The sequence below is a fragment of the Pseudonocardia xinjiangensis genome (assembly GCF_012911925.1).
GTDB classification, from domain to species: Bacteria; Actinomycetota; Actinomycetes; order Mycobacteriales; family Pseudonocardiaceae; genus Pseudonocardia; species Pseudonocardia xinjiangensis.
In genome coordinates, this window is the sequence record NZ_JAAXKY010000066.1 from 1 (window position 1) to 23767 (window position 23767).

24 protein-coding genes are annotated in these 23767 nt (G+C 71.3%); 19 read left to right on the forward strand and 5 right to left on the reverse strand.

What is annotated here, in order from left to right:
* Positions 1-2 precede the first annotated feature (2 nt).
* The 4 genes from HF577_RS19925 to HF577_RS19940 all read left to right on the forward strand — a co-directional run bounded on the left by HF577_RS19925 (position 3) and on the right by HF577_RS19940 (position 3569).
* Entirely contained in the window at positions 3-677 is a 675-nt protein-coding gene (locus HF577_RS19925) for a GntR family transcriptional regulator (protein WP_246266725.1), read from the forward strand.
* 120 nt (positions 678-797) lie between these two features.
* Positions 798-1151 (forward strand): cupin domain-containing protein, encoded by a 354-nt coding sequence (locus tag HF577_RS19930; RefSeq protein WP_169397422.1) that lies wholly within the window; start codon positions 798-800, stop codon positions 1149-1151.
* Between the two features lie 85 nt (positions 1152-1236).
* Positions 1237-2493, forward strand: coding sequence for an aspartate aminotransferase family protein (locus HF577_RS19935; protein WP_169397423.1), 1257 nt, complete (start codon positions 1237-1239; stop codon positions 2491-2493).
* 23 nt (positions 2494-2516) lie between these two features.
* Complete coding sequence (locus tag HF577_RS19940) at positions 2517-3569, forward strand: MBL fold metallo-hydrolase (RefSeq protein ID WP_169397424.1); 1053 nt, start codon at positions 2517-2519, stop codon at positions 3567-3569.
* A 12-nt stretch (positions 3570-3581) separates the two neighbouring features.
* Here HF577_RS19940 and HF577_RS19945 read toward each other — a convergent pair whose 3' ends face one another.
* Positions 3582-4733, reverse strand: coding sequence for an Mrp/NBP35 family ATP-binding protein (locus HF577_RS19945; protein ID WP_169397425.1), 1152 nt, complete (start codon positions 4731-4733; stop codon positions 3582-3584).
* 170 nt (positions 4734-4903) lie between these two features.
* Here HF577_RS19945 and HF577_RS19950 point away from each other — a divergent pair, with 170 nt between their 5' ends.
* The gene (locus tag HF577_RS19950) at positions 4904-5332 is read left to right on the forward strand and encodes a MarR family winged helix-turn-helix transcriptional regulator (RefSeq protein ID WP_169397458.1); all 429 of its coding nucleotides are present in this window, start codon (positions 4904-4906) and stop codon (positions 5330-5332) included.
* On the opposite strand, the gene HF577_RS19955 is transcribed toward HF577_RS19950, so the two are convergent.
* Positions 5310-5840: a DUF1003 domain-containing protein gene (locus tag HF577_RS19955; RefSeq protein ID WP_169397426.1), complete on the reverse strand. Its 531-nt coding sequence runs from the start codon at positions 5838-5840 to the stop codon at positions 5310-5312. The two genes, HF577_RS19950 and HF577_RS19955, sit on opposite strands and share 23 nt — an antisense overlap.
* On the reverse strand, positions 5833-7125 hold the full coding sequence (locus HF577_RS19960; protein ID WP_169397427.1) for a magnesium transporter MgtE N-terminal domain-containing protein: 1293 nt from the start codon (positions 7123-7125) through the stop codon (positions 5833-5835). Before HF577_RS19960 ends, HF577_RS19955 begins: the two co-directional genes overlap by 8 nt.
* A gap of 23 nt (positions 7126-7148) precedes the next feature.
* On the opposite strand from HF577_RS19960, the gene HF577_RS19965 reads away from it, so the two are divergent.
* From HF577_RS19965 to HF577_RS20015, 11 genes are all read left to right on the forward strand, one after another.
* Positions 7149-8024, forward strand: coding sequence for a PhzF family phenazine biosynthesis protein (locus tag HF577_RS19965; RefSeq protein ID WP_169397428.1), 876 nt, complete (start codon positions 7149-7151; stop codon positions 8022-8024).
* Positions 8025-8118: 94 nt separating this feature from the next.
* Positions 8119-9126, forward strand: coding sequence for an HpcH/HpaI aldolase/citrate lyase family protein (locus HF577_RS19970; RefSeq protein ID WP_407692220.1), 1008 nt, complete (start codon positions 8119-8121; stop codon positions 9124-9126).
* Positions 9127-9276: 150 nt separating this feature from the next.
* Complete coding sequence (locus HF577_RS19975; protein WP_169397429.1) at positions 9277-10470, forward strand: acyl-CoA dehydrogenase family protein; 1194 nt, start codon at positions 9277-9279, stop codon at positions 10468-10470.
* Between the two features lie 204 nt (positions 10471-10674).
* Positions 10675-11193 carry a general stress protein gene (locus tag HF577_RS19980; protein ID WP_169397430.1) on the forward strand — a complete coding sequence of 173 codons (519 nt, stop codon included), beginning with the start codon at positions 10675-10677 and terminating at the stop codon, positions 11191-11193.
* A gap of 241 nt (positions 11194-11434) precedes the next feature.
* Positions 11435-12721, forward strand: coding sequence for an ABC transporter substrate-binding protein (locus HF577_RS19985; protein ID WP_246266726.1), 1287 nt, complete (start codon positions 11435-11437; stop codon positions 12719-12721).
* Positions 12718-13680 carry a carbohydrate ABC transporter permease gene (locus HF577_RS19990; RefSeq protein ID WP_169397432.1) on the forward strand — a complete coding sequence of 321 codons (963 nt, stop codon included), beginning with the start codon at positions 12718-12720 and terminating at the stop codon, positions 13678-13680. Before HF577_RS19985 ends, HF577_RS19990 begins: the two co-directional genes overlap by 4 nt.
* A 2-nt stretch (positions 13681-13682) precedes the next feature.
* Positions 13683-14522 carry a carbohydrate ABC transporter permease gene (locus HF577_RS19995; RefSeq protein ID WP_169397433.1) on the forward strand — a complete coding sequence of 280 codons (840 nt, stop codon included), beginning with the start codon at positions 13683-13685 and terminating at the stop codon, positions 14520-14522.
* Between the two features lie 6 nt (positions 14523-14528).
* Complete coding sequence (locus tag HF577_RS20000; RefSeq protein ID WP_169397434.1) at positions 14529-15746, forward strand: ABC transporter ATP-binding protein; 1218 nt, start codon at positions 14529-14531, stop codon at positions 15744-15746.
* A 487-nt stretch (positions 15747-16233) separates the two neighbouring features.
* Positions 16234-16569, forward strand: a complete 336-nt coding sequence (locus HF577_RS40200; RefSeq protein ID WP_169397435.1) for a catalase — start codon at positions 16234-16236, stop codon at positions 16567-16569.
* 4 nt (positions 16570-16573) lie between these two features.
* Complete coding sequence (locus HF577_RS20010) at positions 16574-17698, forward strand: inorganic phosphate transporter (protein ID WP_169397436.1); 1125 nt, start codon at positions 16574-16576, stop codon at positions 17696-17698.
* A gap of 23 nt (positions 17699-17721) precedes the next feature.
* A complete protein-coding gene (locus HF577_RS20015; protein ID WP_169397437.1) occupies positions 17722-17958 on the forward strand; it encodes a hypothetical protein in 237 nt (78 codons plus the stop codon).
* 69 nt (positions 17959-18027) lie between these two features.
* Here HF577_RS20015 and HF577_RS20020 read toward each other — a convergent pair whose 3' ends face one another.
* Positions 18028-18891 (reverse strand): ParB N-terminal domain-containing protein, encoded by an 864-nt coding sequence (locus HF577_RS20020; protein WP_169397438.1) that lies wholly within the window; start codon positions 18889-18891, stop codon positions 18028-18030.
* 121 nt (positions 18892-19012) lie between these two features.
* Between HF577_RS20020 and HF577_RS20025 the strand changes: the two genes are divergently transcribed.
* From HF577_RS20025 to HF577_RS20035, 3 genes are all read left to right on the forward strand, one after another.
* On the forward strand, positions 19013-19891 hold the full coding sequence (locus HF577_RS20025) for a class I SAM-dependent methyltransferase (protein ID WP_169397439.1): 879 nt from the start codon (positions 19013-19015) through the stop codon (positions 19889-19891).
* 230 nt (positions 19892-20121) lie between these two features.
* On the forward strand, positions 20122-21027 hold the full coding sequence (locus tag HF577_RS20030) for a DMT family transporter (RefSeq protein ID WP_169397440.1): 906 nt from the start codon (positions 20122-20124) through the stop codon (positions 21025-21027).
* A gap of 119 nt (positions 21028-21146) precedes the next feature.
* Positions 21147-22763, forward strand: coding sequence for an AMP-binding protein (locus tag HF577_RS20035; protein WP_312859250.1), 1617 nt, complete (start codon positions 21147-21149; stop codon positions 22761-22763).
* Here HF577_RS20035 and HF577_RS20040 read toward each other — a convergent pair.
* On the reverse strand, positions 22746-23732 hold the full coding sequence (locus HF577_RS20040; protein ID WP_312859251.1) for a DUF5914 domain-containing protein: 987 nt from the start codon (positions 23730-23732) through the stop codon (positions 22746-22748). The two genes, HF577_RS20035 and HF577_RS20040, sit on opposite strands and share 18 nt — an antisense overlap.
* Between the last annotated feature and the right edge of the window lie 35 nt (positions 23733-23767).

Sequence of the window (23767 nt, forward strand, 5' to 3'; positions counted from 1 at the left end):
ACCTGGAACCGGTGGAACGCCGTTCGACCGCCGCCATCGTCGCCGACAGGCTGCGGGAGGCGATCATGCGCGGGACGCTGCCGCCCGACACCCAGCTGGGCGAGGTGGAGCTGGCCACCCGCCTCGGGGTCAGCCGCGGCCCGCTGCGGGAGGCCATGCAGCGGCTGGTCGCCGAGGGGCTGCTGCGCAGCGAGCGGCACCGCGGGTTGTTCGTACGCGATCTCGACGCGGCGGACGTGCGCGACGTCTACACGGCCCGCACCGCCGTCGAGCGGGCCGCCGGCCTGCTCCTGATGGCCGGTGACCGCGCCGAGGCCGCCCGGCGGCTGACCGCGGCACTGACGGTCATGGAGGAGGCCGCGGGCGACCCGGTGGCACTGGCCGACGCCGACCACGCGTTCCACGCCGAGTTCGTCGCCGCGTCGGGCAGCCCGCGGCTGCGGCGGATGGCCGACGCGCTGCTCGTGGAGACCCGGATGTGCCTGGCCGCGCTGCAGGACACCGCCCCGCCCGCCGATGCGCTGCTGGCCGAGCACCGGGAGCTGCGCGACGCCGTGCGCGACGGGGACGCCGACCGGCTGGGCGCCGTGCTGGAGGCGCACATGGCCGATGCCGTGGAGCGGATCCTGGCGCCGCTGGCCGTGGCCGCCCCGCCCTCGCCCGCCGTGCCCGCCTGACGGGATCCCTCGACCACGCACACCTGGTGGCCGCCGCACCCACGTCAGGACGTGTGCACGGTGGCCACGGGATGTGTGTGGTCCGCGATGAGTTCCCGTCGCGGCCGGGGTCCTACCGGCATGAGCATCTCCGACGCCGCCCCCTACCAGCTGGCGACTGTCCTCGAGGCCGGCGCCGGGTCGGGCCAGCTGCAGGGCCGCGAGCACGGCGGCACGGTCTCCGTCATCCTCGTGAGCACCGACGAGCCCGGGGCCGGCCCCGCGCTGCACCAGCACCCCTACGACGAGACGTTCGTGATGCACGGCGGGGAGGCCGAGTTCACGGTGGCGGGTCAGGTGCTGGTGGCGACGGCGGGCCAGGTGGTGGTCGTGCCGCCGCAGACCCCGCACAAGTTCCGGAACGTCGGATCGGAGCGGCTGGTGATGACCAACATCCACGCGAACGACGTGTTCATCACGGAATGGCTGGAGTAGCCGGCAGCCCGGTCCGCTTGTCTCGGGCCCGGGTCCGTGCTTCCATCGGTGATTGTCGACAATTGGACAAGATCGAGGAGACGGTATGGCCCAGCTGTCCCCGGCCCTGAAGCAGGCGACCCCGGTGCAGGCCGCCAGGGGAGAGGGCGTCCACCTGATCGACACGCAGGGCCGCCGCTACCTGGACTTCACCGCAGGCATCGGCGTCACCAGCACGGGCCACTGCCATCCCCGGGTGGTCGCGGCGGCTCAGGAGCAGGTGGCCACCCTCATCCACGGGCAGTACACGACCGTCATGCACGAGCCGTTGCTGCGGCTGGCGGAGCGGCTGGGGGACGTGCTGCCTGCGGGGCTCGACAGCGTGTTCTTCGCCAACTCGGGCAGCGAGGCCGTCGAGGCGTCGGTGCGGCTGGCCCGCCAGGCCACCGGACGGCCGCTGGTCGTCGCGTTCGAGGGTGGCTTCCACGGACGCACGATGGGCGCGGCCGCACTCACCTCGTCCGGGGCGAAGATCCGCGCCGGCATGGGCCCGCTGATGGGCGGGGTCGAGTTCGCACCGTTCCCCTACGCCTTCCGGTACGGCTGGAGCGAGGAGGAGACCGTCGCGTTCTGCCTGCGTGAGCTCGACCGGCTGCTCGTGACCGCCGCACCCGCCGCCGACGTGGCGGCGTTCCTGGTGGAGCCGGTGCTCGGGGAAGGCGGCTACGTGCCCGCTCCGCAGGCCTTCCTCACCGGGCTGCGGGAACGGGCGGACGCCCTCGGGGTGCTGCTGATCGCCGACGAGGTGCAGACCGGGTTCGGGCGCACCGGGCGGTTCTGGGGCCACCAGCACACCGCCGGCCTCACCCCGGACGTCCTGGTCACCGCGAAGGGACTCGCCAGCGGCTTCCCCCTGTCCGGTATCGCGGCGTCTTCCGAGCTGATGGCGAAGGCGTGGCCCGGTTCGCAGGGTGGCACGTACGGCGGCAACGCGGTGGCCTGCGCGGCCGCGCTCGCCACCCTTGACGTGATCGAGGACGAGGGCCTCGTCGCCAACGCCGCCGAACAGGGCGTGCGCCTGCTCGAGGGACTGCGGAAGGTGGCTGCCGACCATCCGGGCATCGCCGACGTCCGCGGGCTCGGGCTCATGGTGGGCAACGAGTTCTGCACGACGGACGGCGCGCCCGACCCCGCGGCGGCCGGCCGTGCGCAGGGCGCCGCGGCGGAGTTGGGGCTGCTGCTCCTGACCTGTGGCCCGTATGCCAACGTGGTGCGGATGATCCCGGCACTGATCGTCACCCCCGGGCAGGTGGACGAGGCCGTGGGACTCTGGGCCGAAGCGGTTCGCTCCGCCGGGCGGTAAGTCCGCGGGTAGCGTCGGCCGGCGTGTGCGACGAACATGCCGGCCCGGCGGAGGTGCTCGCGGCCGTCCCCCGGCCCGCGGAGGGAACGGCGGTCGACCCGATCGCCCTCGAACCGGTCGACGAGGTGCGGATCACCACCCTCATCGACAACGTCTTCGACGCGCTGCTCACCGGCGACGACCGGGTCACGCGGGTGAGTCCGGGACAGGCGTGGGAGACGGCCGCCCAGTTCGAGGGCGGGCGTACCGATCCCGGCCTGCGCGCCGAGCACGGTTTCGCCGCGCTCGTCACCGTCCGGCGTGGCGCCAGCACCACGACCCTGCTGTTCGACACCGGGCTCAGCGCCGACGGCATGGTCACCAACGCGTCCCGGATGGGCATCGACCTGTCCGACGTCCACGGGGTGGTGCTCAGCCACGGCCACTACGACCACGCCGGTGGCCTGGCCGGGCTCGCCGGCAGGCGAGGATCGCGGGCCCTGCCGATGGTGGTGCACCCCGGCGCCTGGACGCGGAGGCGGTTGTCCGTCGGGGGTGATGAGATCCGTGAGCTCCCGACGCTGAGCAGGCGTGCCCTCAACGGCGAGGGCTTCGAGGTCGTCGAACGCCGGGAGCCGTCCGTGCTGGTGGACGGCTCCGTGCTGATCACCGGTGAGGTCGACCGCACCACCGAGTTCGAGCACGGCATGCCACCCGCGCACCAGGCCTGGACCGGCAGCGGGTGGGAGCACGACGCACTCGTGCGCGACGACCAGGCGCTCGTCGTCAACGTCCGGGACCGCGGGCTCGTGGTGCTCACCGGGTGCGGGCACGCGGGCGCGGTCAACATCGTCCGGCACGCGCAGCGGCTCACCGGAGTGGACCGGCTGCACGCGCTGCTCGGCGGACTGCACCTGGGGGGCCCGTTCTTCGAACCGGTGATCCCCCCGACGGTGGCCGCGCTCATCGAGATGGCCCCGGCGATGGTGGTGCCGGGCCACTGCACGGGCTGGCGTGCGCAGCACGCGCTGGCCGCCGCCATGCCCGGCGCGTGGCTCCCCAACAGCAGCGGCAGCACCTACCGCATCGCGGCCTGAGCCCCCCGGCCCCTACTTCCGGACAGGGGAGATGTTCAGGCTCATCCCGGCGAGGCCACGGGCGCGGGTGGTGAGCCTGTCGGCCACCCCGCGCAACGCGACGGCGGCGGGCGACTCCGGGTCCGCCAGCACGATCGGGGTGCCGGAGTCACCGCACTCGCGCACGCGGGTCTCCAGCGGGACCTGACCGAGCAGCGGCACCGGCGCCCCGATGATGCGGGTGAGGGAGTCGGCGACCGTCTGGCCGCCGCCCGAGCCGAAGACCTCCATGCGGGTGCCGTCGGGCAGCTCCATCCACGACATGTTCTCGACGACGCCGGCGAGCCGCTGACGGGTCTGCAGCGCGATCGTGCCGGCCCGCTCGGCCACCTCGGCCGCCGCCATCTGCGGGGTGGTGACCACCAGCAGCTCCGCGTTGGGCACGAGCTGGGCGGTGGAGATCGCGATGTCGCCGGTGCCGGGCGGCAGGTCGAGCAGCAGGACGTCGAGGTCGCCCCAGAACACGTCGGCGAGGAACTGCTGCAGCGCGCGGTGCAGCATCGGGCCGCGCCAGACCACCGGGTCGTTGCCCGGGGTGAACATCCCGATCGAGATGACCTTCACGCCGTGCGCCTGCGGCGGCATGATCATGTTCTCGACCTTGGTGGGGCGCGCGTCGGCGGTGCCCAGCATCCGCGGCACCGAGTGCCCGTAGATGTCCGCGTCCACCACGCCGACCGAGAGGCCCTTTGCCGCCATCGCGGCCGCCAGGTTGACGGTGACCGACGACTTGCCGACCCCGCCCTTGCCCGAGGCCACGCAGTAGACGCGGGTGAGGGAGCCGGGCTGGGCGAAGGGGATCACCGGCTCTGCGGCGTCGCCGCGCAGGCCCTTGCGCAGCTGGGTGCGCTGCTCGTCGTTCATGACGTCGAGCTCGACGTCGACCGCCGTGATGCCCGCGACGGCGGACACGGCGTTGGTGACGCGCTTGGTGATGGTGTCGCGCATCGGGCAGCCCGCGACGGTGAGGTACACCCCGATCCGCGCCCGACCGTCAGGCAGCACCTGAACGCTCTTCACCATCCCGAGCTCGGTGATCGGCCGGTGGATCTCCGGGTCCTCGACGGTGGCGAGCGCCGCATGGACGGCCTGCTCGGTGGTTGTGGTGTTACCGGTGGTGGACATCTGAGTTTCCGCTGCACCTTCCTGCGATTTTGCCCGTACGTGACCTTGGTGCGCCCGAATCCATGTTACGTCCGTGCCCTGAGGGCGTGACGTCCGTAGCATCGTCCGCCGTGACGGACACCGCCGCCCACGCATCACCTTCTGACGCCTCCACCCGGGTGGCCCGCAACATGCCGACCCGCGAGCAACTCGAATCCTGGCGCTCCTTCCTCCGCGCGCACGCCACGATCGTCCGCGCGCTGGAGACCGAGCTGGTCGCCGAGCAGAAGCTGTCGCTCGCGGCCTACGACGTGCTGGTGCAGCTTGCCGAGGCCCCCGAGCGACGGCTGCGGATGACTGAGCTGGCCGAGGCGGTGCTCCTGTCGCGATCCGGGGTCACGCGCCTCGTCGACCGGCTGGAGAAGTCGGGCCTGGTGGCGCGCTGCCCGGTGGAGAGCGATGGGCGCGGTGTCGCCGCCGAGCTCACCCAGGCGGGCCTGCACCGCCTCCGCACGGCGTCGCGCACCCACCTCAGCGGGGTCGTGCGGTACTTCGTCGAGAAGCTGGACGGCGAGGATCTCGACACCCTCGAGCAGATCAGCCGTCGGCTGGCCGAGTGACCCTCGGCCGGACGCGGTCGGTCTCGGGGCCCGCGACCGGCCGGTCCCCGTTGATCTTCTCGGCGAGCTTGTCGAGCTCGCTGCGCAGGTAGTCCCGCGTGGTCATCTCGCCGACGGCGATCCGCAGGGCCGCGAGCTCCCTGGCGAGGAACTCGGTGTCGGCCTTGGTCCGCGCCGCGCGGGCGCGGTCCTCCTCGAGCGAGACACGGTCGCGGTCGTCCTGCCGGTTCTGTGCCAGCAGGATCAACGGAGCGGCGTACGCGGCCTGGGTGGAGAAGGCCAGGTTGAGCAGGATGAACGGGTAGGGGTCCCACCGCCCGAGCACCGCCGTCAGGTTCAGCACGATCCAGATGAACACGATCACGGTCTGGATCGCGAGGAAGCGGCCGGTGCCGAGGAACCGGGCGACCCGCTCCGACAGCCGCGGGAACCAGTCGGGGTCGACCTCGAACCGGGCGCGGCCGCGCCGTGGCTGGTCGAGCCTGCGGTACGTCGTGTTCTCAGGCATCCGCCACCTCGGGGTTCGCGTCGTCGGACTCCCGGTCCGGTGCACCTTCGGGCTCCGTCAGCCGGTCGCGCCAGTCGGGGGGCAGCAGGTGGTCGAGCACGTCGTCCACCGTGACCGCCCCGAGCAGATGGTCCTCGCTGTCGACCACGGGCCCCGCCACCAGGTTGTACGCCGCGAAGTAGCGGGTGATCTCACCGAGCGTGGCGTCCGGGGTGAGCCGGGCCAGCTCGGCGTCCACCACGCCCGCGACGAGCTCGGACGGGGGCTCCCGCAGCAGCCGCTGGGCGTGCACGCAGCCGAGGTAGGGCCCCGTCGGGGTCTCGGACGGCGACCGGCAGACGAACACCATGCTGGCCAGCGCGGGTGGGTAGTCGGGGTTGCGGATCCGGGCCAGCGCCTCGGCCACCGTGGCGTCCGGGCGCAGGATGATCGGTTCGGGGGTCATCAGGCCGCCCGCCGTGTCGGACGAGTAGCTCATCAGCCTGCGCACCGGGGCCGACTCGTCGGGCTCCATCAGCGCGAGCAGGGCGTCGGCGTCGGCGTCGGGCAGCTCGTGCAGCAGGTCGGCGGCGTCGTCGGGGGACATCGCCTCCAGCACGTCGGCCGCGCGCTCGACGTCGAGATGTCCGAGCAGCGCTCGCTGGTCTGACTCCGACATCTCCTCGAAGACGTCGGCGAGCCGCTCGTCGTCGAGGGAGTCGATCACCTCGTGCTGGCGCTTCTCGGGCAACTCCGAGAGCGCGGTGGCGACGTCGGCAGGCCGCATCGTCTCGAACACCGCCAGCAGGCCGGCTGTGCCCTGCCGGTCGGACAGCGACAGCCCGGTGACCGCGTTCCACGGCACCACCTGGATCGGCCCGCGGCGGGTGAAGCCGTGCCTGCGCGTGCGCAACGCGAGCCGGCCGACGACCCAGTCACGCGACCGGGTCGGCTCGATGGCCGCGTCGACGACGACGACCTCCTCGCCGCCGTCCACCATCCGGACCCGGGCGTCGATCAGCTGGCCGACGAGCAGGGTCTCGTTCGGGCGCTGCGCGAAGCGACGCAGGCTGACCGATCCCGTGGCGAGCGTGACGGCTCCGGGGTCGATCGTGGTGACCCGCAGCATCGGGACGAAGATGCGCCGCCGGGTGGCCAGCTCGACCACCATGCCGAGCACGCGCGGCGGGCTGGCGTCCACCCGGAGCGTCGCCACGAGGTCGCGCACCTTGCCGATCCGCTCCCCATCCGGCCCGAAGACGGCAAGTCCCGCCAGTCGTGCCACGAAGACGCGGTCGATGCCCATGTACGAAAGCCTAAGCTGCGGGCGTGATCCAACTCCGGTACGACGTGGTCGACGTATTCACCGACACGCCATTCTCCGGTAATCCGCTCGCCGTGGTACACGGCGCCGTTGATCTCGACACCGCTCAGATGCAGGCGATCGCGGCGGAATTCGGCCTCTCCGAAACCGCGTTCCCGCTCCCGCCGACCGAACCGGGTGCGGACTACCGGTTGCGCATCTTCACTCCGGCGCGAGAGCTGCCCTTCGCCGGGCACCCCAGCGTCGGAACGGCGTGGGTGCTCGCCCGGGCCGGGTTGATCGACACCGGTGAGGTCGTGCAGGAGTGCGGCGCCGGGCTGCTGCCGGTGCGGGTGGACGACCACGGTGCGCAGGTGACCGGCGGCGCGCCCGTGGTCGGTCCCACGCTCGACGGGGCGGCGCTCGCCGCGGCCGTGGGCCTCGGACCGGAGGACGTCGACGGCGAGGTGCCGGCCGGCGTGGCGGCAGCGGGCGTGCCCTTCGCCGTCCTCCCGGTGCGCGCCGACGCGGTGGCACGCGCCACGCCCGACGCCGCGGCACTGCGGGCACTGGTGGCGGACCTGGTCGGGCTGGTGGTCGTGGCCTACGACCGCGCGGGCTGGCGGGCGCACATGCGGATGTTCGCGCCCGAGGCCGGGGTCGACGAGGACCCGGCCACGGGGTCGGCGGCCGTGGCGCTCGCGGTGTTCCTCGTCGACCGCGGGGTGCTGCCGGGCGAGGGCCAGTCGGGCTTCATCGTGGACCAGGGCGCGGAGATCGGCAGGCCGTCGCAGCTGGGGGTGCTCGTGCGGGCCGACGGCGGGGCCGCGCAGGAGGCCTCGGTGTACGGCGGCGTCGTGGCCGTGGCCAGGGGCGAGCTGCTCGCCCGTCCCGGTGATTGAGAAACCGATCACCCCGATCCGCGTAGCCGCTGGGGTCGTGTCAGCATCGTCGCAAGCCGTGCCGCTCGGTGCCGACCTCGACGAGGAGTCGCTCGTGAATGAGCCCGCGAACTCAGCAGACACCCCGACCCGACCCGCCGCGGGTGCCACCCGGGCCCGGGCCCGCCGTTCCTGCCTCGCCGTGCCCGGGTCCAGCCAGAAGTTCATCGACAAGGCCCGCACACTGCCTGTCGACCAGGTGTTCCTCGACCTCGAGGACGCGTGTGCGCCACTGGCCAAGCCGGGTGCCCGCAAGACGATCGTCGCGGCTCTCAACGAGGGCGGCTGGGACGAGAAGATCCGCGTGGTCCGGGTGAACGACTGGACCACCGAGTGGACCTATCGGGACGTCACCGAGGTCGTCGAGGGCGCGGGGGCCAACCTCGACGCCATCATGCTGCCGAAGGCGCAGACGGCCGAGCAGATCGTCGCGCTCGACATGCTGATCACCCAGATCGAGAAGACCATGGGTTACGAGGTCGGTCGGATCGGGATCGAGGCGCAGATCGAGAACGCGCTCGGACTCGTCAACGTCAACGCGATCGCCACGGCGTCACCGCGGGTGGAGACGATCATCTTCGGCCCGGCCGACTTCATGGCGTCGATCAACATGAAGTCCCTCGTGGTGGGGGAGCAGCCGCCCGGCTACGACGTGGGCGACGCCTACCACCACATCCTGATGAGCATCCTGATGGCGGCCAGGGCGTACGACAAGCAGGCGATCGACGGCCCGTACCTGCAGATCAAGGACGTCGAGGGCTTCCGGCGGGTGGCCGCGCGCTCCGCGGCGCTGGGGTTCGACGGCAAGTGGGTGCTGCACCCCGGCCAGATCGAGGCGGCCAACGAGACCTACAGCCCCCGCCAGGAGGACTACGACCACGCGGAGAACATCCTCGACGCGTACGACTGGTACACCTCCGAGGCGGGCGGGAAGCGCGGGGCCGCGATGATCGGCGACGAGATGATCGACGAGGCCTCCCGCAAGATGGCACTGGTGATCTCGGGCAAGGGCCGCGCCGCCGGCATGGAGCGCACCGACCGCTGGACCCCGCCGGAGTCCTGACCGGTCGGGCCAACCGGTAGCGGGTGAGGACCTTCACATCCCGAGCACGCGCTAGGTATGTCATGCAGGTGGATACTTCTGCACCAGCAGCCCAGCGCCGGGACCTTCTGCACCGCCCGGCGGCCCGAGACGCCTGCCAGGAGGACCACTATGGCCCGACTCGCCCAGACCGCCGGTCTCACCGAGATCCAGCAGGAGATCCTGTCCACCGTCAGGACGTTCGTGGACAAGGAGATCATCCCGCACGCCACCGCGCTCGAGCACGCCGACACCTATCCCCAGGACATCGTCGACGGGATGAAGGAGATGGGCCTGTTCGGGCTCACGATCCCGGAGGAGTTCGGCGGTCTCGGTGAGTCGCTGCTGACCTACGCGCTGGTGGTCGAGCAGATCGCGCGCGGCTGGATGAGCGTCTCGGGTGTGATCAACACCCACTTCATCGTGGCGCACATGATCACCCACCACGGCACCGACGAGCAGAAGCAGCGCTACCTGCCGCGGATGGCGGCCGGGGAGGTGCGCGGCTCGTTCTCCATGTCGGAGCCCGACCTGGGATCCGACGTCGCGGCGATCAAGACGAAGGCCGTGGCCGACGGAGCCGACTTCGTCATCGACGGCGCCAAGATGTGGCTCACCAACGGGGGTACGTCCAACCTCGCCGCCGTGCTCGTGCGCACCGACGAGGGCGCGTCCCGGGCGTACCAGAACCTCACCTGCTTCCTGGTGGACAAGCCGGAGGGCTACGGCGAGGTGGCGCCGGGCCTCACGGTGCCGGGCAAGATCGACAAGATGGGCTACAAGGGCGTCGACACCACCGAGCTGGTGTTCAGCGGGCACCGGGTGCCGGCGGGCCAGATCCTCGGCGGGAAGCGCGGCGGCGGCTTCGCCCAGATGATGGACGGCGTCGAGGTCGGGCGGGTGAACGTCGCGGCGCGCGCCTGCGGCATCTCGATCCGGGCGTTCGAGCTCGCCGTGGAGTACGCGCAGCAGCGCCGCACGTTCGGGAAACCGATCGCCGAGCACCAGGCCATCGCGTTCAAGCTGGCCGAGATGGCCACCAAGGTCGAGGCCGCGCACCTGATGATGGTGAACGCCGCGCGGCTCAAGGACTCCGGCGAGCGGTTCGACGTCGAGTCCGGGATGGCGAAGCTGCTGGCGAGTGAGTACTGCGCCGAGGTGACGCAGGAGTCGTTCCGCATCCACGGTGGCTACGGGTACTCGAAGGAGTACGAGATCGAGCGCCTGATGCGCGAGGCGCCGTTCCTGCTGATCGGCGAGGGCACCTCGGAGATCCAGAAGACCATCATCAGCCGGGGGCTGCTGAAGGAGTACCGGCTCCGCTGACCGAACCGGTCCCATTTCCCGCCCTGGCAAGCCGGAGTGCGGTATCGCATCGATCCTGAAACCGCGTCGTGACCTGAGGTAGTCTCCGCCCACCGGCGTTTCGTGTGATGATCGAATGAACGGGCACTTCGTCCCCCGTTCATGCGTTGACACGATGTGGACCCGTGAGTATCAGGCGTCCCGCGATCTGGAAGAGGAGGCCCCGTGACCACACCGTTCGGTGGCCCCGCGCGCACCGCGCCCGGCCTGCCCAACCTGCCGACCCCGCCCACCGGGTGGCCGGTCGGTTCCTACGCCACGTACGAGGAGGCGCAGCGGGCAGTCGACCACCTCGCAGACGCCGACTTCCCCGTCCGCGACGTCACCATCGTCGGTGTCGACCTGATGCTGGTAGAGCGGGTGATCGGGCGCCTGACCTGGGGCCGGGTGCTGGTCTCCGGCGCGGCGTCCGGCGCGTGGTTCGGTCTGTTCGTCGGCCTGCTGCTCAGCCTGTTCAGCCCGGCCGGCACGTCATTCGGACCGATCCTGGTCGGCCTGGCCAGCGGTATCGTGTTCGGGCTCGTCTTCGCCGCCGTCGGCTACGGCGCTTCGAAGGGCCGCCGGGACTTCACCTCGGCCAGCCAGATGGTGGCCGGCCGCTACGACGTCCTGTGCCAGCCGCGCAACGCCGAGAAGGCCCGTGAACTGCTCGCCAAGCTGGCGATGGGGAACCACCCCGCCTGACATCGTTCGCGTCGACGGTTGATGTACATATCGTTCCCGTCTCGGAGCGCGTCCCGCATTGCGGGTTGCTCCCGGCGCGCATAGCGTGGATCACCCGGTGCTAACAGTGACCGGCATCACACTATGGGCGACGTGGCCGACTCATGCGTCGGCCGGGACGGGAGCACGTATGCGGGGTCCGGTCCATCCGGGTCGGCGGCGAGGACGACGCCGACCTCTCATCGCCGGGGCCTGTGCGGTATTGGCCGCAGCCGCGATCGCGGGGTGCAGTTCGGGGGCCACCGGGCCTCCTGTCCTGAACGTCTACGGTCCCGCCGACGGCGCCGAGCAGTACAGCGCCGCGGCGAAGGACTGCACGGCAGCGTCCGGCGGCCGGTACTCGGTCGTCTACCAGACACTCCCCAAGTCGGCCGACGACCAGCGCCTGCAGCTCGCCCGCCGCCTCGTGGCCGGCGACTCTGAGGTCGACATCGTCGGCATCGACGTCACCTGGACCGCGGAGTTCGCGGCAGCCGGCTGGATCGAGAAGCTCCCCGAGGACGTCGCCGCGCAGGTTCGCCAGGGCACCCTCGATGGCCCGCTGCAGACGGCCACCTACCAGGGCGCGCTCTGGGCGGCGCCGCTCAACACCAACACGCAGATCCTCTGGTACCGCAAGGATCTCTCACCCACACCGCCCGCCACCTGGGACGAGATGATCTCCGCTTCGGAGCGCCTCCACCAGCAGGGCCTGCCGTCCTACATCGAGGTGCAGGGCGCCCAGTACGAGGGCCTGGTGGTCTGGTTCAACACCTTGCTCAACAGCGCGGGCGGCCAGATCGTCGACGAGGACGGCAACGTCCTGCTCGGCCGGGGCGACGCGGCGCAGAAGGCGCTGTCGGTGATGCAGCGGGTGGCGGCGTCGCCCGCCTCGGACCCGTCGCTGTCGGTGAACAAGGAGAACGACGGCCGGCTCGCGATGGAGGCGGGAACGGCCGCGTTCCAGATCAACTACCCCTTCGTCTACGCCTCGATCCACACGCCGCCGCCGGACGGCGGGGGAGGCGGCACCTTCATCGACCCCCAGGGCAAGCCCACGAGCGCCGACACCGGTCGCCGCGTGGTCGACGAGTTCGCCTGGGCGCCGTACCCGAGCGTCGTGCCGGGCCAGCCGGCCAAGCCCACCATCGGCGGCATCAACCTCGCCGTCAGCACCACGGGCCAGCACAAGGACCTCGCGTTCGCGGCGATCCAGTGCCTGCGCAACCGCGACAACCAACTGCGCAACGCCGTGGAGGGCGGGGTGCCCCCCACCCTGTCCGACCTCTACACCGACCCGTCGTTCCAGGCCAAGTACCCGGCGTGGGAGGCGATCAAGAACTCGCTCGACAACGCGAGCGTCCGCCCGTTGACCCCGGGATACACGAGCATCTCGATCGTGCTGTCGGACCTGCTCAACCCGCCGGCCGCGATCGACCCGGCCACCGCGGTCCCGATGCTCGCCGACGAGGTCCAGGGCGCCGCCAACTCGGAAGGACTGGTGCCATGAGTCTCCAGAGCGGTGCTCTCGCAGCGTCCACCGAGCAGGTGACGCAGCGTCCTGGCGGGCCCACCAAGGCCCAGATGTCGGAGGGCAAGCGGGCGGAGCGGAACCTCGGGCTCCTGCTGTGCGCGCCGGCGGCGATCATCATCGTGCTGGTCACCGCCTACCCCATCGGCTACGCGATCTGGCTGTCGCTGCAGCGCTACGACCTGCGCTTCCCCGCAGAGCAGGCGTTCGTCGGGCTGAGCAACTACGTCACCGTGCTCACGTCGGGCTACTGGTGGCAGGCGTTCGGCGTCACGATGTTGATCACCGTGATCTCGGTGGCGATCGAGTTCGTGCTGGGGCTCGCCCTCGCACTGATGATGCACCGCACGCTGGTCGCCCGCGGCCTGGTGCGCACGGTCATCCTCATCCCCTACGGGATCGTCACGGTGGTGGCGGCGTTCAGCTGGCAGTTCGCCTGGACCCCGGACAAGGGGTACCTCGCGGCGCTGCTGCCCACGGGCAGCGCACCGCTGACCGACTTCGGTTCGGCGCTGGCCATCGTCATCGGTGCCGAGGTGTGGAAGACCACGCCGTTCATGGCGCTGCTGCTGCTCGCGGGTCTCGCCCTCGTGCCCGACGACCTGCTCAAGGCCGCGCAGGTGGACGGGGCCGGCCCCTGGCAGCGGCTGACGCAGATCATCCTGCCGATGATGAAGCCGGCGATCCTCGTGGCGCTGCTGTTCCGCACGCTCGACGCGTTCCGCGTGTTCGACAACATCTACATCCTCACCCAGGGCTCCAACGGCACCGGATCGGTGTCGATGCTGGGTTACGACAACCTGTTCAAGGCCTTCAACCTCGGCATCGGATCCGCCATCAGCGTGCTGATCTTCATCTGTGTCGCCCTGCTCGCCGTCCTGTTCATCAAACTGTTCGGCGCAGCGGCGCCGGGCTCCGAGCCGAGCGGGAGGCGCTGACGATGGCGACCACGACGGGTGACCCTCGTACGAGGGTCTGGTGGGGCGTCGCCGGCCTGGTTGTCGTCCTGTACGCGCTGGTGCCGGTGCTGTGGATCCTGAGCCTCTCGTTCAAGACCACCGACACGATCACCGACGGCAACTTCATCCCGCGCAGCTGGACCCTCGACAACTATGCGCAGATCTTCTCGCTCGACATCTTCACGAGCGCACTCGTGAACTCGATCGGTATCGCGATCATCTCCACGGTGCTGGCGGTGGTGATCGGCACGATGGCGGCCTACGCGATCGCCCGCCTCGATTTCCCCGGCAAGAAGGTCCTTGTCGGGGTGTCGCTGCTGATCGCGATGTTCCCGCAGATCTCGCTGGTCTCGCCGCTGTTCGACATCGAGCGCGCGGTGGGCCTGTTCGACACCTGGCCCGGGCTGATCCTGCCCTACATCACGTTCGCGCTGCCGCTGGCGATCTACACGCTCTCGGCGTTCTTCCGGGAGATTCCGTGGGAGCTGGAGAAGGCGGCCAAGATGGACGGGGCCACGCCGCTGCAGGCGTTCCGCTCGGTGATCGTCCCGCTGGCTGCGCCCGGGGTGTTCACCACGGCCATCCTGGTGTTCATCTTCTGCTGGAACGACTTCCTGTTCGCGATCTCGCTGACCTCCACCCCGCGGTCCCAGACCGCCACGGTGGCGATCGCGAACTTCACCGGTGCCTCGCAGTTCGCCGAGCCGACCGGCTCGATCGCGGCGGCAGCGGTGCTGCTCACCATTCCGATCATCATCTTCGTTCTGTTGTTCCAGCGGCGCATCGTCGCCGGCCTGACGTCCGGTGCAGTGAAGGGCTGAGATCACGTGGCTGACATCGTTCTGGACCACATCACCAAGCGCTACCCCGACGGCACCGTCGCGGCCGACGACATCAACATCGAGATCGCCGACGGCGAGTTCATCATTCTCGTGGGGCCGTCGGGCTGCGGGAAGTCCACGGCGCTCAACATGATCGCCGGGCTGGAGGACATCAGCGAGGGCGAGCTGCGGATCGGCGGCGAGCGGATGAACGAGCGGGCGCCCAAGGACCGCGACATCGCGATGGTGTTCCAGTCCTACGCGCTCTACCCGCACATGACCGTGCGCGAGAACATGGGCTTCCCGCTCAAGATCGCCAAGGTGGACAAGGCCGAGATCAACCGCAAGGTCGAGGAGGCCGCGAAGATCCTCGACCTCACCCAGCACCTCGACCGCAAGCCCGCCAACATGTCCGGCGGGCAGCGTCAGCGGGTCGCGATGGGCCGCGCGATCGTGCGCAGCCCCAAGGCCTTCCTCATGGACGAGCCGCTGTCCAACCTCGACGCCAAGCTGCGTGTGCAGATGCGCACGATGGTCTCCAAGCTCCAGCAGCGGCTCGAGACCACCACCGTCTACGTCACGCACGACCAGACGGAGGCCATGACGCTCGGCGACCGCATCGTGGTCATGCGGGGCGGGCACGTCCAGCAGATCGGTTCGCCGCAGACGCTCTACGACACCCCGGCCAACCTCTTCGTCGCGGGGTTCATCGGCTCGCCCGCCATGAACTTCCTGCCCGCGAAGCTCGAGGGCGGCACGTTCCGCACCCCGCTGGGCGATCTCGCGCTCACCGACGAGGTGCGCCGCACGCTGGAGGGGGCCGACGCGCAGCGCGACGTGATCGTCGGCATCCGGCCGGAGCACTTCGAGGACGCCTCGCTCGTGGAGGACCATCAGCGGGCCCGCGGGTCGGTGTTCACCGCCCAGGTCGACGTGCTGGAGTCGATGGGATCGGACAAGTTCGCCTACTTCAGCATGGAGGGCGAGCAGGCGATGTCCGCCGACCTCGCCGACCTCGCGGCCGATGCCGGCACCGCCGACGTGCCCGGTGGCGACAGCGGCACGCTGGTCACCCGGCTGTCGGCCACGTCCGGTGTCCGCGAGGGCGTGCGGGCCGAGGTGTGGGTGGACACGGGCAAGATCCAGGTCTTCGACCCGTCGAGCGGGAAGAACCTGACCGCGGGCGTCGGGGTCGGACATCCCGTCACCACCGACAGTGTCTAGCCCGATCCTCACGCACCTGGTCGGGACGCCACGGACCACGTGAGCCGTGGTCGCGCCGGCGGCCATCCCGGGCGTCTGAGGTAGGGAAACACGAGGACGATCGCGGTACCCCATGCGGGTGCCGCGATCTCCGTGACCGCTCAGGGGCACGCATTAGCGGCTGACAGGTAGTCAGCTCTTCCGGCTGGCGGGGGGCGCAGATGGGCGTTGGCCGTGGCGACTTGAGTCCACCGGGAGGCAATTCTCTTCGCCATGGATGTCGCCGCACCTCCGGAGATCACGGCGGTACCTCTTTCTCCCGCCTGCCACCGGTGCGGCTCTCATGATCTTCATCTACGGCGGTGAACACATCTGGGCGTCCACCACGCCCTGACGGCCCGGTGACCGGTTCCACCGTCGTGGCGGGGCCGTCGCGGCCCGCGGGCGTCGGTGGCGAGGTCCACCCGGCTCTCGCCTCGAGGGGTTGTACCGCGAGGGCGACTGCCACATGGTCGGCAACAACACCCCGGTGCTTCTCCTCCGGGGACCCGATGGAGTTCCAGCACTTCATCCGGTCGCAGAAGCGCCGCGCGACAGCAACCTGCGAGACCACGACATGCCATGGGACATCTGGACCCCGTCCCCGGAGTCGGCGCCCCAGGTGACCCGGCTGATGGGCGACCGCCGCATCCCGCGGACCTGGCGGCACATGCAAGCGGCGACGGGGGGTCGACGCCGTCGGTTCGGTCGTCACGGGCACCCCTGGTCGTCCCGGGCGCGAGCGGCGTTCATGCGCCGTTCGACGACTCCTCGCAGCGTCATGCCCGGAAGCTGGAGGAACTGACCGTATGGAATTTTCGATCATCGTGGTGGTAGTGGTCGCCGCGCTCGTGTTCGACTTCACGAACGGCTTTCACGACACGGCCAATGCCATGGCCACGTCGATCGCCACGGGCGCATTGCGCCCCAAGCTGGCAGTCCTGATCGCCGGGGTGATGAACCTCGTCGGTGTCTTCGTCTCCGTGCAGGTCGCCAAGACGATTTCCGATGGCCTTGTTGATGAGGCTCGCATCACCCCCGTGGTGATCTTCGCCGGGCTCGTCGGCGCGATCCTCTGGAACCTGCTGACATGGCTGTTCGGCCTGCCGTCCAGCTCGTCGCACGCGCTCTTCGGTGGGTTGATCGGCGCTACGTGGGTCGCCGCCGGAGTCGACGCGATCCAGTTCGGGCAGCTGCTCAGCAAGATTTTACTGCCCGCGTTGCTCTCCCCGATCCTCGCCGGGGTGGTCGCGCTGACGGCCACCCTTCTCGCTTATCGCATTACCGCCCGTGCGGGTCGAGCCACGGTCAGCAGCGGATTCAGGATCGGCCAGATCGTCTCGGCGTCGATGGTGGCGCTCGCCCACGGCACGAACGACGCGCAGAAGACGATGGGGGTGATCACCCTCGCCCTCATCACGGCAGGCACTCTGCCTACCGACGCGGGGCCGCCGCTCTGGGTGATCTTAACCGCTGGCCTGTCGATCGCGCTCGGAACGTATGTCGGGGGTTGGCGGATCATCCGAACCCTCGGCAAGCGGGTGACCGAGATCCAGACCACTCAAGGTTTTGCCGCCGAGGTCAGCAGCGCTGCGGTCATCCTCGCCTCATCGAACCTGGGGTTCGCGTTGTCCACCACCCAGGTCGCGACCGGCTCGATCTTCGGTGCCGGCGCGGGTCGTCGCCTCGCGTCGGTCCGCTGGGGCGTGGCCGGGCAGATGGCGCTCTCCTGGCTGGTGACGCTCCCAGCGGCCGCCGCGGCCGGAGCGGTGGCCGCGTACACGGCCTGCTTGGGCACCATCGGTGTCGTCATCGTCGCGGTGGTGGGCGTCGCCCTGGCCGCGGGTATCTACGCCCGTTCGCGGCGCCAACCCGTCACGGCCGAGAACGTCAACGACGCGCCTGCGGCAACACCCGTGGCCGCCAACGTCTGACGCCGATCCAGGGAGGAGCGGAGATGGACGTCGACTGGAGAGCGCTGCTCCTGGTGGGGATCGTTTCGCTGGCGGTGGCCGTAGCCGTTGTCGTGCTCGTCGCCTTCGCCCTCGTCGGGCTCTCCGCACGCTCCGGGGCGGCGCGCCATGGCGGGGAAGCGAGCGCGCCCAGCGCATCTGTCGGCACGGCTGCGGCCTGCGTGTGTCTGGTCGCGGCGGCCGCGATCGTCGGCTTCGGCCTCTATCTGGTGGTCGTCTGACGGTGAGCGCCGCGGGCCGACGCTCATCGCAGCCCGACCGTCGGGACCGTTGCACTACCGGACCGGCCGCTACACCCGGCTGCCGCGTGGCCGGTCAGGGTGGTCGGCCCGGAGCCGGTCGACCACCTCGTCGTCCCATCGGTGCGTGCGCAGCAGCCGGTAGCGCTGGCACGCCAGGTGCAGGTAGGCCTCCGCCTCCGTGCGGTTGCCGATCAGCGAGGCCTGGTCGAGCATCCGCACGACCGGGCGGTACTCCTCGGAGTACCAGCGGCGGGCCACCGTCTCGCGGTCGAGGTACCGGTTCTCGTGCTGCATCAGCCGGAACCCCCACGCCTCCACGGTCTCGCTGAGCTCGGCGTAGGACCACGCGTCGGTGACGAGGATGGTGCACAGCGCCGGGCCCGGCAGGGGGACGCGGTCGAGGAACACCCGGCGCAGGTCCTTGGTGATGAGGTCGCCCCGCCGGGAGATCCCGGTGGCGTCGATGCGGGTGGTCACCTCGGTGACGAACGCGTCGATCGACCGCAGCCCGAGCGCGTGCGCCACCGAGACGCGGTGGTGGCCGTCGCGGACGAAGTAGAGCTCGCCGACCTGGTAGAGGTCGATCGGCGGGATCGGCTCGCCGCGCCGCTGTGCGCGCGCCAGCCGCTCCCACCGCTCGCGGGTGCGCTGCGAGCTCGGCCGGAACCAGCGGTCGAAGTCGCGTGTGCGGTCGACGCTGCCGACGATCGACTCCAGCGCGACGACCCGCAGGCCGAGCCGGCGCTCCCCGGTTCGCCCCAACGCGGCGACGACCTCGTCGAAGGGCAGGATCTCGGAGACGTCGTCCGGTTCGCGCCGCAGCCACGCGGCCAGCCGGGAGAGCACCTGTCTGCGGCGTACCCGCAGGAAGTCGTTCTCGGCATCGGCGGTGGGGAAGCCGGTGGCGGGCATCACGCCTCCTCGGGTGGGGGTCGCTGCTGCCTGGCCTCGAACGCCGTCGCCGTCCTCGGTGGCCGGGCCACCGGCGTCAGAGTACGTGTCATGGAGACGAGATCGACTGGAATGCGCCAGGATGCAGGATGTGCCTCCCTCGTCGAAGCCGGGTCCCGTCGAGCGCGGAGGAGTACCCCGCTCGTTCGACGCCCACGCGCGCACCTACGACAAGCTCGTCGGGGCCAACCCCGGATACCACGAGCACCTGCGGCTGACGACGAGACGGATGGGCCTGCCGAACCGGGGGGCCGGGCTGCGGCTGCTCGACCTGGGCTGTGGCACCGGCGCGTCCACGGCCGCGCTCCTCGACTCGGCGCCGGAGGCCCAGATCGTCGGGGTGGACGCGTCGGGCGAGATGCTGGCGCAGGCCCGGGGCAAGACGTGGCCGCCCAACGTCGAGTTCGTGCACGGCAACGTCGAGAACCTGGCGATGACCGGGATCACCGGACCCTTCGACGGCATCCTCGCGGCCTACCTGGTGCGCAACCTCGTGCACCGGGACGCCGCCCTGCGGCAGTTCCACCGCCTGCTGCGGCCCGGCGCGCCGATCGCGCTGCACGAGTACTCGGTGCGTGACTCGCTGCGCAGCCGGGCGGTGTGGACGACGGTCTGCTGGGGCGTGATCATCCCGATGGGGAAGATCCGGACGGGCTCCGCCGACCTGTACCGGTACCTGTGGCGCAGCGTCCTGCGGTTCGACGGCGTGGAGGAGCTCACCCGGCGGATGGCTGCTGCCGGGTTCGAGGACCTGCGGGTACAGACCGTGCCGGGCTGGCAGCAGCACATCGTGCACACCTTCCTCGGCCGCCGCCCCGCGACAGAGGAACTCGTCACCGGCCGTTTCGGCGACGCCGACCCCGCCCACGTCGATCCCGACGCCGCGACCCCGCCCGAGGGCATCGACCTGCCCACCCCGCCGGAGGGCAGCGCCGTGACTCCGCCGCCCACCAGCACCTGACACCCGCAACCGACGTGCCCGGGCCGGGCAGGTCGCCTACGCTGCCCTTCGTGCACCGCACGTTCCCGATCACCCCGCCGCCCCGCTCCTAGCGGGGCCGCCTGCGCACCCCTCTGATCAGGAGTGCGCCATTCGGTCGTCCGACCGGTAGTCCCACCCGCCGGGTGACGGCTCGGACCGGCCCCGCTTCCGCGACCCCTTTCCCTCCGTCGCAGGAGCGCAGAACAGCCATGCCCGTCGTCCGTACCACCCCCGTGTCCGGGGTGTCCCTCCTCGTCGTCGCAGGAGTCCTCTGGGGCACCGGTGGCCTGCTCGGCCGGATGCTCGCCGACGCCACCGGTCTCTCGTCGCTCGCCGTGGCGGCCTACCGGCTCGCCGTCGGTGGGCTGCTCATCGTCGGCTACCTCCGGGTCTCCGGCCGCAGGCTGCCGCGCGGCTCCGCGTCATGGCGGCGCATCGCGGCCGTCGGCGTGCTCGCGGCCCTCTTCCAGGGGTGCTACTTCACGGCCGTGTCCCTCACCTCGGTCAGCCTCGCCACTCTCGTGGCGATCGGTTCGTCGCCGGTGCTGGTGCTGCTGGCGCGTCCCAGGGCGGCGGGGCGACGGCAGGTCGGCGCGGTCGTCCTCGCCCTGCTCGGGCTGGGACTGCTCGTCGGGTCGCCCGCCGAGGCGCCCGGTCTCGCAGGCCCGGTCCTCGCCGGCACGGTGTTCGCGCTGCTCTCCGCGGCCGGGTTCACCGCGATGACGCTGCTGGCGGCGCGGCCCGTCCCGGGCCTGGACGACGCGACCACCACGGGAGCCGGGTTCACCCTCGGCGGAGCGCTGCTCGTGCCCGTCGCCGCGGCCACGTCCGGGCTGGGGTTCACGCCCGGCGCCGGCTCGGTCGGGCTGCTCGTCGCTCTCGGCGTCGTCCCGACCGCGGTGGCCTACACGTGCTACTTCCGTGGGCTGCGGACCTCACCCGCGGCGCTCGGTGTGCTGATGGCGCTGTTGGAGCCGCTCACCGCCGCGGTGCTCGCGGCCCTGCTGCTCGGGGACCGGCTCGGCGCCGTCGGGGTCACGGGCGCGGTGCTGCTCGGGGGCGCTGTCGTGCTGGCGGGCCGGGGGAGCGGACGTCAACACCATGGCTGCTCCTGAACATTCCATGGTGTGCTGCGCGGCACGTTGATCAGTCAGTCTATCTACAGGACTCTGAGGCTCAGAGCGCCTCGGGCTCCGAGTGGACGCCGACGGCCACGCCTCAGGGAGAAACAGACGTGATCATCCGTAGTCCGTACCCCGACCTCGACATCCCCGAGATCGGGCTCCACGAGTTCCTGCTCGGCCACCTCGACCCGCAGGACGCCGAGCGGCCTGCCACCGTCGCCGCGGCCGGCGGGTCGGGGTACACCTACGGGGAGCTCGTCGCGACCGTCTCCGCTGTGGCCGCCGGGCTGGGCGAGCGCGGGGTGGCGCGCGGGGACGTCGCCGCGATCCTCGCCCCGAACATCCCCGAGTACCCGGCGGTGTTCCACGGCGTGCTCGCGGCCGGGGCGACGGTGTCGCCCGCGAACGCGCTCTACACGCCGCGCGAGCTCGCCCACCAACTGCGCGACTCCGGGGCGCGGGTCCTGTTCACCGCGCCGGAGTGCCTGGATCGGGCTCGGGTGGCCGTGACGCACGACGGCGTGAGGGTGGACGAGGTCGTGGTGCTGGGTGCGGGCGCCGGTGCCGGTGGCCCCGTGCGGGAGACGCCGTGGGAGGAGTTCCTGGAGACGGTGCACACCGGTGCCGGTGCCCGCCCCCCTGTCTCGCCGGACGACGTCGCGGTCCTGCCCTACTCCTCCGGCACCACGGGCCTGTCGAAGGGCGTGCAGCTCACGCACCGCAACCTCGTCGCGAACGTGCTGCAGACCACACCGCTCGGCCAACATGCGCCGTACGGGCGCTACCTCGCCGCGGTCCCGCTCTCCCACATCTACGGGCTCACCGTCGCCATGAACAGGGCCCTGTACAACCGAGGCCTCCTCGTCACGATGCCGCGCTTCGAGTTCACGGCGTTCCTGCAGGCCATCGCCGAGCACCGCATCGAGCAGGTCGCCGCGGTCCCGCCGATCATGCTCGGGCTCGCGCGCAGCCCCCTCGTCGACTCCTACGACCTGAGCAGCCTGGACGTCCTGGTGTCGGCGGCCGCACCGCTGGAACGCAGCATCGCCGAGGCGGTGGCCGACCGGCTGCACGTCACCGTCGTCCAGGGCTACGGGCTCACCGAGTCCAGTCCCGGCATCACGGGCATTCCCGTCGACCGGCCCGAGATCGACCGCGGCAGCCTCGGCGTACTGGCGCCGAACATCACGGCCCGGGTGGTCGACCCGGAGACGGGTGAGGACGTCGAGACGGGGGAGCCGGGCGAGCTGTGGGCCCGGGGTCCGAACATCATGCGCGGCTACCTGAACAACGCCGAGGCCACGGCGGCCACCCTGGATGCCGACGGGTTCCTGCACACCGGCGACATCGTGACGGTTTCCGAGGACGGCGTCTTCCGCGTGGTCGACCGGCTCAAGGAGCTCATCAAGTACAAGGGCAACCAGGTCGCTCCCGCGGAGCTGGAGGGGGCGCTGCTCGCTCACGAGGGTGTCGCGGACGCCGCGGTGGTCGGCGTGCCCGGCCCGGACGGCGGGGAGTGGCCGAAGGCGTTCGTCGTGCCGCAGCAGGGCTACGCACCGTGCGTGGCCGGGGGCCTGGCCGAGGAGGTGATGGCCTTCGTCGCCGAGCGGGTGGCGCCCTTCAAGAAGGTGCGGGAGGTCGAGTTCGTCGACCGGATCCCCAGGTCGAGCGCGGGCAAGATCCTCCGCAGGGAGCTGCGCGAGCGGGAGTCAGGAACGGGCGCGTAGCTCGTAGCGACGCTCGGCGTAGGCGATGTCGTCGCGCCAGAGCCGCCGCGCGGCCATCCCGATGAGCGGGCGCAGCGCACCGGCGGCGCGACGCGTGTACCCGAATCCCGGGCGGTCGGAGTGGGCCACCACGGCCTCGATGACGGCCGTGCGCGGCACGCCGTCCGGGCCCGGTCGCAGTGGCGTGGCGTGGGTCTCGACGACGCTGCCCGTTCCCTCCCCGTCGACGATCTGCATGGTGATCGTGCGCGCGTCGGGGCAGCTGAACTCCGCCCGGACCGGCACCCCGAAGCGGGTACCCACGGCGAACGTCACCTCGATGAGGAAGCGGTCCTCCGCGGCGGTGCAGTCGATCGGTGGCGCGCTCAGCACCTCCAGCGCCGTGAACGAGTACGGGTGGAGCCAGGCGCCGTGCCACGGGTCGAGCCGGTTGGCGATGACGTCCTCCGGCTCGCAGCGCCCGATCACCGTGGCCACCGCGGCGAGACCCTGGTCCGCGGGACGGGGGCCGAGCACCGGGGCGTCGGCGGGAGGGCCCTCCGCCGTGTCGTCGAGCCGCACCCAGGCGAGCACGCCGTCGTCGTGGGCGGGCAGCGTGCGCCAGCCGGGACGGCCGCCCGGCTCGAGCGCCAGGCCGTGCCACCGGCACACGAGCCGCCCGTCGTGCACGGGGGCATCGCACAAGGCGGCCCCGAGGTGGGGGCACGCGCCCGGCCCGACGTGCAGCGCACCGGTGCCGTCGCGCCACGCCACGAGCTCCTGCCCGGCGACGACGCGGCCGAACGCCCGGCCGGGCCGGACCTCGCGGCTGGCGGCGAGCACGAACCAGCCACCGGGCGAGCGCTCCCGCGCCCGCTGCAACGCGGCCCCGATGAGCGCAGGCTTCGCGTCGGCCCACGTCGGCTGCTGCTCGGCCCAGCGCGGACGCTGCAACCGGCGCAGCGGGTTGACCGGGCGGTGCTCCTTCACGGTCACCAGGCTAGGACGGCCGCGAGCGCCCCGCC

Excerpts from the sequence above, each read along its gene's own strand:
- HF577_RS19935 (WP_169397423.1), top strand. The coding sequence starts at position 1,237 with ATGGCCCAGCTGTCCCCGGCCCTGAAGCAGGCGACCCCGGTGCAGGCC.
- HF577_RS20025 (WP_169397439.1), top strand. The coding sequence starts at position 19,013 with ATGCAGGATGTGCCTCCCTCGTCGAAGCCGGGTCCCGTCGAGCGCGGA.
- HF577_RS20010 (WP_169397436.1), top strand. The coding sequence starts at position 16,574 with ATGGAATTTTCGATCATCGTGGTGGTAGTGGTCGCCGCGCTCGTGTTC.
- HF577_RS19960 (WP_169397427.1), bottom strand. The coding sequence starts at position 7,125 with ATGGGCATCGACCGCGTCTTCGTGGCACGACTGGCGGGACTTGCCGTC.
- HF577_RS19975 (WP_169397429.1), top strand. The coding sequence starts at position 9,277 with ATGGCCCGACTCGCCCAGACCGCCGGTCTCACCGAGATCCAGCAGGAG.
- HF577_RS19950 (WP_169397458.1), top strand. The coding sequence starts at position 4,904 with ATGCCGACCCGCGAGCAACTCGAATCCTGGCGCTCCTTCCTCCGCGCG.
- HF577_RS20020 (WP_169397438.1), bottom strand. The coding sequence starts at position 18,891 with ATGCCCGCCACCGGCTTCCCCACCGCCGATGCCGAGAACGACTTCCTG.
- HF577_RS19995 (WP_169397433.1), top strand. The coding sequence starts at position 13,683 with ATGGCGACCACGACGGGTGACCCTCGTACGAGGGTCTGGTGGGGCGTC.
- HF577_RS19945 (WP_169397425.1), bottom strand. The coding sequence starts at position 4,733 with ATGTCCACCACCGGTAACACCACAACCACCGAGCAGGCCGTCCATGCG.
- HF577_RS19930 (WP_169397422.1), top strand. The coding sequence starts at position 798 with ATGAGCATCTCCGACGCCGCCCCCTACCAGCTGGCGACTGTCCTCGAG.
- HF577_RS19955 (WP_169397426.1), bottom strand. The coding sequence starts at position 5,840 with ATGCCTGAGAACACGACGTACCGCAGGCTCGACCAGCCACGGCGCGGC.
- HF577_RS19990 (WP_169397432.1), top strand. The coding sequence starts at position 12,718 with ATGAGTCTCCAGAGCGGTGCTCTCGCAGCGTCCACCGAGCAGGTGACG.
- HF577_RS40200 (WP_169397435.1), top strand. The coding sequence starts at position 16,234 with ATGGTCGGCAACAACACCCCGGTGCTTCTCCTCCGGGGACCCGATGGA.
- HF577_RS20030 (WP_169397440.1), top strand. The coding sequence starts at position 20,122 with ATGCCCGTCGTCCGTACCACCCCCGTGTCCGGGGTGTCCCTCCTCGTC.
- HF577_RS20015 (WP_169397437.1), top strand. The coding sequence starts at position 17,722 with ATGGACGTCGACTGGAGAGCGCTGCTCCTGGTGGGGATCGTTTCGCTG.